This is a genomic window from Streptomyces sp. NPDC093225 (assembly GCF_044753805.1).
Lineage (GTDB): Bacteria > Actinomycetota > Actinomycetes > Streptomycetales > Streptomycetaceae > Streptomyces.
Genome location: NZ_JBIVNX010000040.1, coordinates 1 through 14,539, shown reverse-complemented (window position 1 = coordinate 14,539; position 14,539 = coordinate 1). Strand labels below are relative to the sequence as shown.

9 protein-coding genes are annotated in these 14,539 nt (G+C 73.3%); 6 read left to right on the top strand and 3 right to left on the bottom strand.

From position 1 onward, the window contains the following. From ACIQCH_RS28735 to galE, 6 genes are all read left to right on the top strand, one after another. Positions 1 to 3,751: ribonuclease E/G (locus tag ACIQCH_RS28735; protein WP_402585566.1), on the top strand; the 3,751-nt coding region annotated here is incomplete at its 5' end. A gap of 332 nt (positions 3,752 to 4,083) precedes the next feature. Next, entirely contained in the window at positions 4,084 to 4,404 is a 321-nt protein-coding gene (rplU, locus tag ACIQCH_RS28730; protein WP_402585564.1) for a 50S ribosomal protein L21, read from the top strand. 14 nt (positions 4,405 to 4,418) lie between these two features. Next, entirely contained in the window at positions 4,419 to 4,673 is a 255-nt protein-coding gene (gene rpmA / locus ACIQCH_RS28725; protein ID WP_030201505.1) for a 50S ribosomal protein L27, read from the top strand. A 213-nt stretch (positions 4,674 to 4,886) separates the two neighbouring features. Further along, positions 4,887 to 6,332 (top strand): GTPase ObgE, encoded by a 1,446-nt coding sequence (obgE, locus tag ACIQCH_RS28720; protein ID WP_402585562.1) that lies wholly within the window; start codon positions 4,887 to 4,889, stop codon positions 6,330 to 6,332. 165 nt (positions 6,333 to 6,497) lie between these two features. Continuing rightward, positions 6,498 to 8,213: a glycosyltransferase family 2 protein gene (locus tag ACIQCH_RS28715; RefSeq protein ID WP_402585560.1), complete on the top strand. Its 1,716-nt coding sequence runs from the start codon at positions 6,498 to 6,500 to the stop codon at positions 8,211 to 8,213. Beyond that, entirely contained in the window at positions 8,210 to 9,208 is a 999-nt protein-coding gene (gene galE, locus ACIQCH_RS28710) for a UDP-glucose 4-epimerase GalE (RefSeq protein WP_402585558.1), read from the top strand. The genes ACIQCH_RS28715 and galE overlap by 4 nt, the downstream gene beginning before the upstream one ends. A 75-nt stretch (positions 9,209 to 9,283) precedes the next feature. Here the strand turns inward: galE and ACIQCH_RS28705 are convergent, their stop codons facing one another. The 3 genes from ACIQCH_RS28705 to ACIQCH_RS28695 form a co-directional block, all read right to left on the bottom strand. Beyond that, complete coding sequence (locus ACIQCH_RS28705; protein ID WP_402585556.1) at positions 9,284 to 11,185, bottom strand: glycosyltransferase family 2 protein; 1,902 nt, start codon at positions 11,183 to 11,185, stop codon at positions 9,284 to 9,286. 155 nt (positions 11,186 to 11,340) lie between these two features. Beyond that, entirely contained in the window at positions 11,341 to 12,534 is a 1,194-nt protein-coding gene (locus ACIQCH_RS28700) for a glycosyltransferase (protein ID WP_402585554.1), read from the bottom strand. Positions 12,535 to 12,556: 22 nt separating this feature from the next. Further along, positions 12,557 to 14,539: CDP-glycerol glycerophosphotransferase family protein (locus ACIQCH_RS28695; RefSeq protein WP_402585552.1), on the bottom strand; the 1,983-nt coding region annotated here is incomplete at its 5' end.

Genomic DNA, 14,539 nt, shown 5'->3' with positions numbered 1-14,539 from the left:
GGCGGAGGCTGCTGTCGAGGCTCCGGTTGCCGAGGAGGCTGCGCCGAAGCGCACGCGTCGTCGTGCCACCCGTGCCACCGCTGCGCCGGTTGCCGATGCCGCGCCCGCCGCCGAGGTCGTCGAGACCGCCGCCGAGGCCCCGGCCGCGGAGGCCGTCGAGGCTCCGGCCGTCGACGAGGCCGCGCCGAAGCGCACCCGCCGCCGCGCCACCCGTGCCGTCGCCGCCCCCGCGCCCGTCGTCGAGACCCCCGAGGTCGAGGCGGAGGTCGAGGAGGAGGAAGAGGACCTGGTCGAGGAGCAGGCCGCCGAGGCCGCCGCCCCCGCCCCGGTCGCCGCCCCCGTCGAGGAGGCCGCGCCGAAGCGCACGCGTCGTCGTGCCACCCGCGCCGCGAGCGCCCCGGCCGCCGAGGCCGCCGCGCCCGTCGAGGCCGCGGCCGCCGAGGAGGCCGCGCCCGCGCCGGTGCGTGCCGCCGCCGTGACCGTGGCCGACGTCGTGGACGCGCCCAAGGGCCGGACCCGCCGTCGTGCCACCCGCGCCGTGGGTGCCGGCAAGGCCGAGGCCCCTGCCGCCGCGGCCGCCGAGACCGAGGCGCCGCGCCGTGCCGGCCGCCCGGCCCGTCCGGCCGTGGCCGTGTTCCAGGCTCCGGTGTTCACCGAGCCGATGTTCCAGACCCCGGAGACCGCCGCGGCCGCGCACGCCGCCGAGGTCGCCCGGCTCGCCGAGCAGGAGGTCGAGGAGCCGGTCGAGGTCGAGGAGACCGCGCAGGTCGAGGCCCCGGCCCCGGCCGGTCGCCGTCGCCGTCGCCGTGGTGCGGCCGCCGAGGCCGAGCCCGCCGCCGCCCCGGCCGCCGCCCCGGTCGTCGAGGAGGCGCCCGCCGACGCCGAGCCCGAGGCCGACGCGGAGTACGAGGACGAGGACGAGGGCGCCGAGGAGTCGGGCGACCGCCCGACCCGCCGCCGCCGTCGCGGTGGCCGTCGCCGTCGCCGTGGCGAGTCCGCGGACCTGGACGAGTCGGCCGAGGAGGCCGGCGAGGAGGAGTCCGCCGAGACCGACGCCGAGGCGCACGAGGACGACGAGGAGGAGGAGGCCGACGAGGCCGGCTCCGCCCTGGGCAGCAGCTCCAGCCGTCGTCGCCGTCGCCGTCGCCGCCGCAGCGGTGAGGGCGGTGCCGAGGCCGAGGCGCCCGACGAGGACGGCGTGCGCACGGTCGTGAAGGTCCGCGAGCCGCGCCCGGCCCGGGAGAAGGCCGAGCCGTCGGACGAGGTGCAGTCCATCAAGGGCTCCACCCGCCTGGAGGCCAAGAAGCAGCGTCGCCGCGAGGGCCGTGAGCAGGGCCGGCGCCGCGTGCCGATCATCACCGAGGCCGAGTTCCTGGCCCGTCGTGAGGCCGTCGAGCGCGTCATGGTCGTCCGCCAGCACGGCGAGCGCACCCAGATCGGCGTCCTCGAGGACAACGTGCTCGTGGAGCACTACGTCAACAAGGAGCAGGCCACCTCGTACGTCGGCAACGTCTACCTGGGCAAGGTCCAGAACGTGCTGCCGTCCATGGAGGCCGCCTTCATCGACATCGGCAAGGGCCGCAACGCGGTCCTGTACGCCGGTGAGGTGAACTTCGAGGCGCTGGGCATGGCCAACGGGCCGCGCCGCATCGAGTCCGCCCTGAAGTCGGGCCAGTCGGTGCTGGTGCAGGTCACCAAGGACCCGATCGGCCACAAGGGCGCCCGTCTGACCAGCCAGGTCTCGCTGCCCGGCCGTTACCTGGTCTACGTGCCCGAGGGCTCGATGACCGGTATCAGCCGCAAGCTGCCCGACACCGAGCGCGCGCGTCTGAAGACCATCCTCAAGAAGATCGTTCCCGAGGACGCGGGCGTCATCGTGCGCACCGCCGCCGAGGGTGCGAGCGAGGACGAGCTGCGCCGCGACGTCGAGCGACTGCAGGCGCAGTGGGAGGAGATCAAGAAGAAGTCGAAGCAGATCTCGACCTCGTCGCCGAGCCTGCTGTACGGCGAGCCGGACATGACGGTCCGGGTCGTCCGCGACATCTTCAACGAGGACTTCTCGAAGGTCATCGTCAGCGGTGACGAGGCGTGGGACACCATCCACGGCTACGTCTCGCACGTCGCTCCGGACCTGGCGGGCCGCCTGCAGCGGTGGACCTCCGAGGTCGACGTCTTCGCGACGTACCGGATCGACGAGCAGCTCGCCAAGGCGCTGGACCGCAAGGTCTGGCTGCCGTCCGGCGGCTCGCTGGTGATCGACAAGACCGAGGCGATGATCGTCGTCGACGTCAACACCGGCAAGTTCACGGGTCAGGGCGGCAACCTCGAGGAGACCGTCACCCGGAACAACCTGGAGGCGGCCGAGGAGATCGTGCGCCAGCTGCGGCTGCGCGACCTGGGCGGCATCGTCGTCATCGACTTCATCGACATGGTGCTGGAGTCGAACCGGGACCTGGTGCTGCGGCGCCTGCTGGAGTGCCTGGGCCGGGACCGTACGAAGCACCAGGTCGCCGAGGTGACCTCGCTCGGTCTGGTCCAGATGACCCGCAAGCGGGTGGGCCAGGGCCTGCTGGAGTCCTTCTCCGAGACCTGTGTCCACTGCAACGGTCGCGGTGTGATCGTGCACATGGAGCAGCCGGCCGCGGCCGGTGGCAACGGTGGCAAGCGCGCCAAGAAGCGCGGCCGGGGCGGTGCTCACGAGCACGAGCACGACGAGGTCGCCGTGGCCGAGGCCGGCGGGACCGAGGCCGTGGAGACCGAGGCGGAGGTCGCGGCCGAGGCCGCGGCTCCGGTCGCGCTGCCGGAGCCGGCGTTCGCGCCGGACGAGGAGCTGTACGGCAGCGTCGCCGAGGCGGAGGCCGCGGTACGGGGCCGTCGTTCGCGCCGTCGTGCGACGCGCAAGGCCACCGCTCCGGCGGGGGCGCCGCGGGTCGGTTCCGCGCCGGTCGCACCGGCCGCCGAGACGGCCGAGGCCGTGGAGGTCGTCGAGGCGGCTCCGGTCGTGGTCGACGAGCCCGTGACCGCGCCGGCCGACACGGTGCTGGAGCCGACCGCCGAGGCGCCGGTCGAGGCGGAGCAGGCTGCCGAGCCGGTCGAGGCCGTGGTGGCCGAGCCGGTCGAGGACGCCGCGCCGAAGGGCCGTACGCGGCGCCGCGCGACCCGCAAGGCGACCGCTCCGGCGGGCTCGCCGAAGGCGGGCGACGCCGAGGCCGCGGCCGAGGTCGTCGTGCCGGTCGTCGAGGCCGTCGTGGCCGAGCCGGTCGCCGAGCCGGTGGTCGAGGTCGTCGAGGAGCCCGCGGAGGTCGTCGCGCCGGTGGCCGAGGCCGTCGTCGCGGAGCCGGTGGCGGAGGCGGCCCCGCCGCGTCCGCGTCGTCGGGCCACCCGCAAGGCCACCGCCCCCGCCGGGTCCCCGGTGGGCTCCGCGGAGGCCGCCGTGGTGGTCGTCCCCGCTGCGGCGGTGGAGGCCCCGGCGGAGGTTGCCGAGGCTCCTGTGGCGGCCGAGCCCACCGAGGCCCCTGCGGGCGTCGAGGGCGAGGTCTCCGCTGAGGAGGCGGCTCCGGCCAAGAAGACCGCGCGCAAGACGGTCAAGAAGGCGGCGGCGAAGAAGACCGCCGCCAAGAAGACGACGACCGCGAAGAAGGCGGTCGCCAAGAAGACGACGGCGAAGAAGACGACGACGAAGAAGGCGGCGAAGAAGACCGCGGCGGCGGAGCAGACGCTCCCGTCCGTCTCGGCCTCCACCGACGCCTGACGCGCGAGCGCGGTCCGTCTGCGGCCCCGCCGCGGCACCCTCCGGTGCCGCGGCGGGGCCGCGCCCGTTCCGGGCCTTCAGCGGCCGTACGGCGCCCGCGCGGCTCCGGATCGGGCGCGGGCGCGGCCCGGGGCGCCTGGGAACGGGCCGGTGCGGGGCCGGTTTGACCTCTTAAACCTCCGGCGCGTAACCTTGCACGTCGGCATGTCTCGGTACATGCCGAGCCACTGAGCACCTCACCCTCCGGGCCTCGCGGCGCGGGGGAGGCCGCCCGTGTCTGACGGGATCGGCTGGCTTCAGGGGTTTCCGGATCGAGCGAAAGAGAGTTCCGCGTGTACGCCATCGTGCGCAGCGGTGGTCGCCAGCACAAGGTTGCTGTCGGCGACATCGTCGAGGTTGACAAGATTTCCACCGCCAAGGTCGGCGACACGGTCGAGCTCTCGACCCTGCTCGTGGTCGACGGCGACGCCGTGACCAGCGACCCGTGGGTCCTGGCCGGCATCAAGGTCGAGGCCGAGGTCGTGGACCACCACAAGGGTGTCAAGATCGACATCCTGCGCTACAAGAACAAGACCGGCTACCGCCGTCGCCAGGGTCACCGTCAGCAGTACACGGCGATCAAGGTCACGTCCATCCCGACGGCCGCGAAGTAAAGAGGGACTGAGCAATGGCACACAAGAAGGGCGCATCGTCCACCCGGAACGGTCGCGATTCCAACGCCCAGCGGCTCGGCGTGAAGCGCTTCGGCGGTCAGCTGGTCAACGCTGGTGAGATCCTCGTCCGCCAGCGCGGCACCCACTTCCACCCGGGCGCCGGTGTCGGCCGCGGTGGCGACGACACGCTGTTCGCCCTGCAGGCCGGCGCGGTGCAGTTCGGCACCCACCGTGGCCGCAAGGTCGTGAACATCGTTCCGGCCGCCTGATCACCTTCTGATCAGAGCGTTCGAAACTTCTGAGGGCGGATCTCCGCTTCCCGGCGCCAGTCGGGAAGCGGGTCCGCCCTCGGCGCGTTACACAGGTCTGTAAGGCGCAGGACTTCCGCGTACGTCGGGTACGTCGCGTGAGCCCCGTACGCGACGTACAACCCGTATGTCCGTACGTCACACATACGCACACCCATTGCTGGAGGAACACCCATGACCACCTTCGTGGACCGCGTCGAGCTGCACGTCGCCGCGGGTAACGGGGGCCACGGCTGTGCCTCCGTGCACCGGGAGAAGTTCAAGCCCCTCGGAGGCCCGGACGGCGGCAACGGCGGCCGTGGCGGCGACGTGATCCTGGTCGTCGAGCAGGACATCACGACGCTCCTGGACTACCACCACCACCCCCACCGCAAGGCCACCAACGGCAAGCCCGGCGCCGGCGACAACCGCTCCGGCAAGGACGGCGAGGACCTCGTCCTGCCGGTCCCGGACGGCACCGTCGTCATGGACAAGCAGGGCAACGTGCTCGCGGACCTGGTCGGCCAGGGCACCACGTACGTCGCCGCCGAGGGCGGCCGCGGCGGTCTCGGCAACGCGGCGCTGGCCTCGGCCCGCCGCAAGGCCCCCGGCTTCGCGCTGCTCGGCGTGCCCGGCGCCACCGAGGACGTGGTGCTGGAGCTCAAGACCGTCGCCGACGTGGCCCTGGTGGGCTACCCGAGCGCCGGCAAGTCCTCGCTGATCTCGGTGCTCAGCGCGGCCAAGCCGAAGATCGCCGACTACCCGTTCACCACCCTGGTCCCGAACCTGGGCGTGGTCACCGCCGGCTCGACGGTCTACACGATCGCCGACGTGCCGGGCCTGATCCCGGGCGCCAGCCAGGGCCGGGGCCTCGGCCTCGAGTTCCTGCGGCACGTCGAGCGCTGCTCGGTGCTGGTGCACGTGCTCGACACCGCGACCCTGGAGTCCGACCGCGACCCGGTCAGCGACCTCGACGTGATCGAGGAGGAGCTGCGGCTGTACGGCGGCGGGCTGGAGAAGCGGCCGCGGATCGTCGTGCTCAACAAGGTCGACATCCCCGACGGCCAGGACCTCGCCGACATGATCCGGCCGGAGCTGGAGGAGCGCGGTTACAAGGTCTTCGAGGTCTCGGCGGTCGCCCGCACGGGCCTGAAGGAGCTGTCCTTCGCGCTCGCGCAGATCGTCGCCAAGGCGCGCGCCCGCCAGCCCAAGCAGGAGGCGACCCGCATCGTCATCCGCCCGAAGGCCGTGGACGACGCGGGCTTCACGGTCATCTACGACGAGGCCGAGGACGTCTACCGCGTGCGCGGCGACAAGCCGGAGCGCTGGGTGCGCCAGACCGACTTCAACAACGACGAGGCCGTGGGCTACCTGGCCGACCGCCTCAACCGCCTCGGCGTCGAGGACGCGCTGGTGAAGGCCGGTGCCCGGGCGGGCGACGGCGTGGCCATCGGCTCGGAGGAGAACGCGGTCGTGTTCGACTGGGAGCCGACCATGCAGGCGGGTGCCGAGATGCTCGGCCGCCGTGGTGAGGACCACCGCATGGACGCCCTGCGGCCGGCCGTGCAGCGGCGCCGCGAGAAGGAGGCCAAGCGCGGGGACTCGGCGCAGCGCGAGTACGACGAGTTCCGCCCCTTCTGACGCCTTCCGACAGGCCCTTACGGGACGGCGCTTTCGAGACAGGTCGTACGGGTGCCCCGGCCGCTGCCCGCGGTCGGGGCACCGTGCGTCCCTCCCCCGGCTACCGCCGGGAGGTGCCCCCAGGGGTGGAATCGAGCGTTCACCCTGCTCCCGTAGGATCCCCGGGTGAGTAACGTGCTCCCTCAGCACCCGGGCGGAACCGAAGGTTCCACCCGTAAGGACGGCAGCGTCGCCGTCGTGGTGATCGCCTACAACGACGCCGGTCTCGTTGCCGAAGCGGTGCGCTCCGCCCTCGCCCAGGGGCCGGACGTCCGCGAGGTCGTCGCCGTGAACGACCGCTCCTCCGACGGCACCGGCCAGGTGCTCGACGAGCTGGCCGCGGCCCACCCCCGCGTGCGGGTGATCCACCGGACCGAGAACAGCGGCGGCTGCGGCACCCCCCGCAACGACGGCATCGCGGCCGCGACCGCGCCGTACGTCCTCTTCCTCGACAGCGACGACGTGCTGCCCCAGGGCGCCGTCGCGGCCCTGCTGCGCGCCGCGCGCGCGCACGAGGCCCCCGTCACCGTCGGGGCCTGCGTGCGCCGGGAGCTGCCCCAGCAGCACGACGTGCCGTGGGTGCCGGGCCTGTACCGGGCCGCGCCGATGGTGGTCGAGCGCCCCGCGGACATGCCCGAACTGGTCCGCGACACCCTGTGCGTCAACAAGCTGTACGAGCGGGCCTTCCTGGACAAGCATGCGATCCGATTTCCCGACGGTCGGTTCGTCTACGAGGACTTCGTCTTCACCGCGCAGGTCCTGGCGGCTGCCCCCCGCATCGCCGTCGTCCCCGACCTCGTCTACGTCTGGCACGTGCGCCGCAGCGCCGCCCAGGTCTCCATCTCCCTCGACCGCAAGGACATCGGCAACTGGCGGGCCCGGGTCGAGGCCCACCGCCGCGCCGTCGAGATCCTGCGGAGCTCCGGGGCCCCGGACGCGGAGACGATGGTCCACGCCTGCCGGGTCAAGTTCCTCGAGTACGACCTGCGCATGTACCTCCGCGAGCTCGGCACCGACCCCGGCTACCAGGCCGAGTGGTGGACGCTGACCCGCACGTACCTGGAGGGCTTCGAGCCGGCCGAGATCGCCGCCGCCGACGCCTCGGCCCGCTGGATCGTGAACGTCCTGCGCGCCACCGACACCCCGCCCGCCGACGTGGACCGGCTGGTGCGGTTCGCCGCCGACCCGCCCCGCCTGGTGCCCCCGTACGCGCGCGCCGCCGACGGCACCGCGGTGTGGAGCGAGGCGCTGCCCGGGGCCGTCCTCGACGGGCTCGACGAGCTGCCGCCGGCCGCCCTGCCCGTCACCGCCGACGGGGAGCTGCTCACCGGCATAGACGGGCAGGTCAAGGTGCGCGTGCACGACCTGTACGGGCGCCTGGCCGCGGCCCGCCCGCGCACCGCCCGTCTGGAGTTCTCCACCCGCAGGGGTGACGAGCCGACGGTCGCCCGCCCGGTCGCCCTCACCCCGCAGGCGGACGGGACCTGGACGGCGCTGCTGCCGGTCGGCCTCACCGCGCTGGCCTCCGCAGGCCGCCGCGGCGGCCGCCGCGGCCTGCAGATCTGGGACGTACGGCTGCGCGTGGAGTGCGCGGAGGGCGGCTCGCTGCTGGCCGCGCTGCGCTGCACCGGGAACCAGCTGAGCCGCAGGGCCGTCCCCAGCAGGAGGTACGGTGTGCTGCTGGTGCAGTCGTACGCGACCTCCAGCGGCTCGCTCGCGATGCGGCTCGCCCCCGGGATGCACGGCGTGGTCAGCCTCGTCAGGAACCGGCTGGACCGGGCGCGGATGGCCAGGGCGGCCCGCGGCACAGCAGGCAGGACAGGACACGGGAGTAACGAATGACGTATCTGATCACCGGTGGTGCCGGCTACATCGGCTCGCACGTGGTGCGGGCGATGCTGCTCGCGGGCGAGCAGGTCGTCGTGCTGGACGACCTGTCCACGGGCGACGCGAACCGCGTGCCGGAGGGCGTCCCGCTGGTGGTCGGCTCCGTCCTGGACCGCCTGATCCTCGACGAGACCTTCCGCGCGCACCACATCACCGGCGTCGTGCACCTGGCGGGCAAGAAGCAGGTCGGCGAGTCCGTCGAGAAGCCGCTGTACTACTACCACGAGAACGTGCAGGGCCTGACGGTCCTGCTGCAGGCGGTCGCGGCCGCCGGGATCAAGAACTTCCTGTTCTCGTCCTCGGCCTCCGTCTACGGCATGCCGGACGTCGAGTTCGTCACCGAGCAGACCCCGTGCCAGCCGCTCAGCCCGTACGGCGAGACCAAGCTCGCCGGCGAGTGGCTGGTGCGCGCGGCCGGCCGGGCGCACGGCATCGCCACCGCCTGCCTGCGCTACTTCAACGTGGCCGGCGCGGCCGCCCCGGAGCTCGCCGACACCGGCGTGTTCAACCTGGTCCCGATGGTCTTCGAGCGGCTCGACGCCGGTGAGGCCCCGCGGATCTTCGGCGACGACTACCCGACCGCCGACGGCACCTGCATCCGCGACTACATCCACGTCGAGGACCTCGCGGACGCCCACGTGGCCGCGGCCCGCAAGCTCGCCGAGTGGGCGGGGGCCGGCACCCGCCGCGACCTCACCGTCAACATCGGCCGCGGCGAGGGCGCGTCCGTGCGCGAGATGGTCGACCTCATCAACGAGATCACCGAGCACACCGTCGAGCCGGTCGTCACGCCGCGCCGACCCGGCGACCCGGCCCGTGTCGTGGCCTCCGCCGAGCTCATCGAGCGCGAGCTGGGCTGGAAGGCCCGCCACGACGTCCGCGAGATGATCTCCTCCGCGTGGGCGGGCTGGGGCCTGCACCGCGCACCCGCGGGCTCCGAGGTCCTCTGACCCCGAAGCCACACCGACGGCACAGGGGCCGCCCGCCCCGGATCCCTCCGGAGCGGGCGGCCCCTTCGCGTCTGCTCAGCGCGCCACGCTGCGGCGGGCCCGGCCCAGCGTCCGGCGGGCCCGGCGCGCCAGCCGCCGCGACACGGACGGCCGTACGGTCACCGTGACCGGCCCGCCGTCCGCCCCGCGCACCGGCAGGTCCAGCAGGTACGCCCCGGACTCCAGGCGCAGGCCCAGCTCGTACGTCCCCACCGGCACCCCGCGCAGCCCGGCGCTCGACGAGACCCGGTCGGGGGCGAAGCCGCCGGGACGGCCGCCGGTGACGAAGGGCGCCCGGTCCGGCGCGGTGAGCACCAGCCGCACCGGCGCGTCGGCGGGCCAGCCGGGCACGGTCGCGGAGGCCTCCACGGTGGTGCGGCCCAGGGGGCCCAGGTGCACCGCCCCGCGGGCGTCGCCGCCCAGCGCGTAGCGGGTGGCGCCGATGTCGAGGTTGACGTGCCGGTGCGGCTCGGAGAGGAACACGGTCGCGGGCGTGAGCCCCGCGCCGTGGCCGCGGTCCACGATCCGCGGCTCCGGCGCCGCGTCGTACCCGGGGCCCGCCGGACCCGGCAGCCAGGCGTCCTTGCCGAGCTCGCCGGCGGCGGCGGTGACGCGCATGGTCCAGATGCCGTCCGGCAGCGGCCCGCCGTCCGCCGCCCGGCCCACGTCGATCGCGGCGGTGTAGTTGCCGTCCTCGTCGGTCTCGGCCGGCACCCAGTAGGTGTAGCCCTGGCGGCGCAGCCGGATGCCGGCCCGCTGCTCGGTGGCGGCCCCCAGGCCCTCCAGCCGGGCCCGTCCGGTCAGCCGCAGCACGGGGCCGTCCCAGTGGTAGCCGGTGAGCTCGTGGCGCAGTGCGATGCGGGAGGTCAGGTCGTACAGGGCGTCGGGCGTCCCGGCCGCCTCGTCGCGGAAGCCCGGGTAGGCGGCGTACGCGCGGTCGCCCTCGATCACGGCGGGGCCGGTCTCGCGGCCGGTGTCGGCCTCGACGACGGCGGTCAGGCGGTCGAGGTCACGGTTGCCGATGTGGTGGGCGCGCAACCGCAGGCGCGGCGGCAGGGCGGCGGTGATCCGCTCGGTCAGCCACTTCTCCACCAGCGGGGCGGCGGCCTCGACCATCTCGCGGCGGCCGGCCCCGTCGCGGGCGAGGTAGGAGGTGCCGAACATGGCGAGCACCTCGCCGTGGAAGTGCCGCTCCATGAGCTTGTCGCGGTCCGCGCCCTCGGGGACGTGCTCGGCGACCGTGTCGAGGATGCCGGAGACGTACGCCAGCTGGCGGACCCAGTCCACGTCCTGCTCGCTGGCGTTCGTACCGTCGCCGCGGCCCTCGAGGAAGTAGCAGTCGTGGTCGGCGACCACGGATATCTTCGACGCGTGCAGCAGGGCGTGGACGGCGAAGGGCAGGTCCTCGTTGAGCAGGTAGCCCTCGGTGAACCGCAGCTCGTACTTCTCTATCAGGGTGCGGCGCCAGAGCTTGTAGGCGGCCAGCGTCCAGTAGACCGGCGAGTCGAAGATGCTGACGTCGGGGCTGGTGGTGCGCAGGTCGATGGGGGCGGGACGCCCGCCGATGCCCACGATCCGCCCGTAGACGACGTCCGAGCCCTCGGCCTCGGCCATGGCGACCAGCCGCTCGAGGGCCTCCTCGCCGAGGTAGTCGTCCGAGTCGAGGAAGAAGACGAACTCGCCGGTGGCGTGCTCGATGCCCACGTTGCGGGGCTTGCCCGCGCCGCCGGAGGCCTCCTGGTGGACCACCGTGGTGTTCGGGTGCCCGGCCGCCCAGGCGTCCAGCCACGCGCCGGAGCCGTCGCTGGAGCCGTCGTCGACGGCGATGACCTGGATCCGGTCCTGGCCCAGGGTCTGGGCGGCGACGGACTCGAAGCAGCGCTGCAGGTACCGCTCCGTGTTGTGGACCGGTATGACGACACTGACGCGCGAGCGCATGCGGGTACTTCCTCGGGTTCGTGGCCCAGATTGCCTGTCTGAACCCCGAGGTTACGGACGAGGGCGACGGGCCACCACTCCTCGGGTGGTGACCTGTCGCCTCTGCCGGAAAGATCCTCGTCGAAGGCGCCCGGCCGGCGCCCGCGAGGCGTCCGCTAGCGCTGCAGGAAGGCGAACAGCGCCTCCCAGCGGTCGGTGATCTCGGTGGGGGAGTAGCGCCGCACGTTCGCGAACGCCGCGTCGCCGAGCCGGTCGCGCAGGGCCTTGTCGGAGATCAGCCGTTCCAGGTGGCCGGCCAGCTCGGTGGTGTTGCCCACCCGGGCCAGCAGTCCGTCCTCGCCGTCGCGGATGATCTCGCGGACGCCCGGTGCGCAGTCGAAGGCCGCGCAGGGCACGCCGGCCGCCATGGCCTCCAGCAGGGTGATCGGGAAGCCCTCGGCGCGGGACGCCTGGGCGAACACCGACGCGCCCCGCAGGGCGCCCAGGACGTCGGCCGTCCGGCCCATCCACTCCACCGACCCGTCCAGGCCCAGCTCGGCGGTGCGGCCCCGCAGCATGCGCTCGTCGTCGCCGGCGCCGTAGACGCGCAGCGTCCAGTCCGGGTGCCGGGGCGCCACCTCGGCCCAGGCGTCCAGCAGCAGGTCCACGCCCTTCTCGTCCGAGAGCCGGCCGATGCAGGCGACGACCTTCGCGGTGCGCGGCGCGGGGGCCCCGGGCAGGAACGGCAGCGGGTTGGGCATGCTGCCGGTGTTCTCCATCCCGGCGCGGATCCACTTGTCCGCGTCCTCGGGCGTGAGGGCCAGCAGGCGGTCGACGTCCTTGTAGTAGCGGCGCACCCGGGCGCCGCGCGAGGACTTCGTGCTGGCCTCGAACGACTCGTGGCTCATCCCGATGAGCGTGATGTTCTTGGTGTCCGCCAGCGCCACCCACTCCATCGCCCACACCTGGGTGACGACGGCGACCGCGCCGGGGCGGGCGGCCCGGAACAGGGCCGACAGCTGGTCGGCCTTCTCCCTCATGAGGTTCGCCCGGGCGGCGCGGCGGGCCCGCTCGGCGGCGTTCAGCCGGCTCTTGAGGCCCTCCATCGGCGGGATGCTCGGCGGTCGCTCCGCGTAGAGCGTCGTGGTGCCGTACGGCAGCTCGGCGGGGAGCTCCTGGCGCAGGTGCTCCTCGACCGGCGCGATGCCGATGACGTGGACGCTGTGGCCGCGGCCGGCGAAGAGCCGGGCCATCTGGTGGGTCCAGGTGGTCACCCCGCCGAGTTCGTCCACGCTGTTGCAGACGAGGAAGATGTCCCGGCCGCCCGGCACGTCGGCCGGGTCGGCGGGGGCGGGGGCCTGCTCCGTCATCACATGCCCCTCCTGGGCGTCGTCACTTGCCCCTCCGGGGGAAGAACCTCTCGACGATCTGCCGGGCCGCGGTGCCCTGGTCGTACTCGCCGAACTCGGCGCGGAACCGCTCGCGGGCCTCGGAGAACTTGGGATCGGTGCCGTCGAAGCCGTCGAGGGTCTCGAACAGCTCCTCGGCCGTGGCCACGACCGGTCCGGGCGCCTTCTCCTTCAGGTCGAAGTAGGTGCCGCGGATGTCGTTCTTGTACTCGTCGTAGTCGTACGCGAAGAACACCATCGGCCGGTCCAGCAGCGCGTAGTCGAACATCACCGACGAGTAGTCCGTGATGAGGCCGTCGGCCAGGGTCAGCAGCGGCGTGATGTCGTGCTGGCGGGTGACGTCGACGACCTTCCCGCGCACCGACGGCGGCAGGGTCACGTTGTTGAGGTAGTGCGTGCGCACCAGCAGCACGAAGCGGTCGCCGAAGCGCTCGGCGAACTCCTCCACGTCGAACGGCAGCGAGAAGCCCCGGACCGCGCCGTCCGCGGAGGCCCGGAACGTCGGCGCGTACAGCAGCACCTTCTTCTCGGGCGCGATGCCCAGCTCCGCCGCCAGCTTCCCGCGCTCGCGTTCGCCGCCGCGCTGCTCCGCGCCGTGCGCCGCCACGAGGGCGTCGTTGCGCGGGTAGCCCGTGCGCAGCAGCACGGACTCCTTCAGGCGGAAGCCCTTGGCGAGGGTGCGGGTGTCGTGCTCGGAGCGGATCAGGAAGTGGTCGAAGCGGTCCAGGGCGCGCTGGAAGCCGTCCTGTTGGGAGCGGCCCTGGGCCTTGATGCGCGGCTCGTCGAAGCCCATGCGCTTGAGGGCGGAGCCGTGCCAGGTCTGGATGTACGTCGTCCCCGGCCGCTTCGTCAGCGCCAGCGGGAAGCCCTGGTTGTCGATCCAGAACTCGGCCTGGGCCAGCGCCCGCAGGTACTGCCAGCCCCACCGCTTGACCAGGACCGCGTCCTTGGGGAAGCCGGTCGGCTTGCCGCCCGCGTACGACCAGACGGCGTCGAAGGCCACGCCCCGGGCCCGCATCTCCTCGTAGATGGCCTTCGGGCTGTCGCTGTACTGCTTGCCGAGGTGGCTCTCGAAGACGACCAGGCCCTTCTTGACCGGCAGCTTCGAGAACACCTCGTGGTAGACCTTGACCTTCTGCGTGCCCGAGCCGAGGTTCCGCTTCGCCTTGAGGGCGCGCCGCAGACCCTTCTTGACGACGCCGGCGGCCTTGGAGCGCATGGCGCCCTCCAGCAGCTCGGTCGTGCGCACCGTGGCCTTGCCCTCGGCGGTCAGGACGTACGACAGGTTCCCCTTCTTGGTGATCTCCGGGGTGAACCGGTCGGAGACCAGCCGCGTCAGGCGGGGCCGCACCCGCAGTGCCTGCGCCGACTCCAGGTCCGTACCGCCCACCGCGACGCGGGTGTTCACCGTGTCGCCGCCGGCCTTGAGGACCAGCCGTACGTCCCACACCGCGTCGATGATGCCCAGCGGGCGCACCGTGCGCGCCACGTCCGCCTCCGCCGACCACTCGATCGTGCGGCCCGCGTGCCGGACCGAGGCGACGGGGAAGCGGAAGGACTGCCCGGCGACCTTGCGGCGGGCCCGGAACTCCAGCTCGGCGCTCAGCTTCGCGTCCGGCCTGATGCGGCCCAGCGGGTTGACCACCTCGCCGGCCAGCCGGACCGTGCCCTGCCCGTCGTCCGCGTACGAGGTGAGCCGGTTGCCGAGGAACAGCGAGCCCAGCGGGCGGGTGTGGAACCCGTCCGCGGTGACGTCCAGTATCCGGCGCGCGTCGGGCTCGTCCAGGTGTTCCTCGCACCAGTAGATCCGGCCGTCCCGCTCGGCGAGCGGGGAGGTCAGGCGGCCCTTGTTCGTGAGGGCTTCGGCGGCGGGGAGGAGGTTGTCCCAGTCCTCCTTTTTGAGGAGGTAGGCGCAGATGGCTTGGAGGGGTTGGACGTGGTCGTAGGCGGCGGGGTCGAGGGTGTC

Excerpts from the sequence above, each read along its gene's own strand:
- obgE (WP_402585562.1), top strand. The coding sequence starts at position 4,887 with ATGACCACCTTCGTGGACCGCGTCGAGCTGCACGTCGCCGCGGGTAAC.
- ACIQCH_RS28705 (WP_402585556.1), bottom strand. The coding sequence starts at position 11,185 with ATGCGCTCGCGCGTCAGTGTCGTCATACCGGTCCACAACACGGAGCGG.
- ACIQCH_RS28700 (WP_402585554.1), bottom strand. The coding sequence starts at position 12,534 with ATGACGGAGCAGGCCCCCGCCCCCGCCGACCCGGCCGACGTGCCGGGC.
- galE (WP_402585558.1), top strand. The coding sequence starts at position 8,210 with ATGACGTATCTGATCACCGGTGGTGCCGGCTACATCGGCTCGCACGTG.
- rpmA (WP_030201505.1), top strand. The coding sequence starts at position 4,419 with ATGGCACACAAGAAGGGCGCATCGTCCACCCGGAACGGTCGCGATTCC.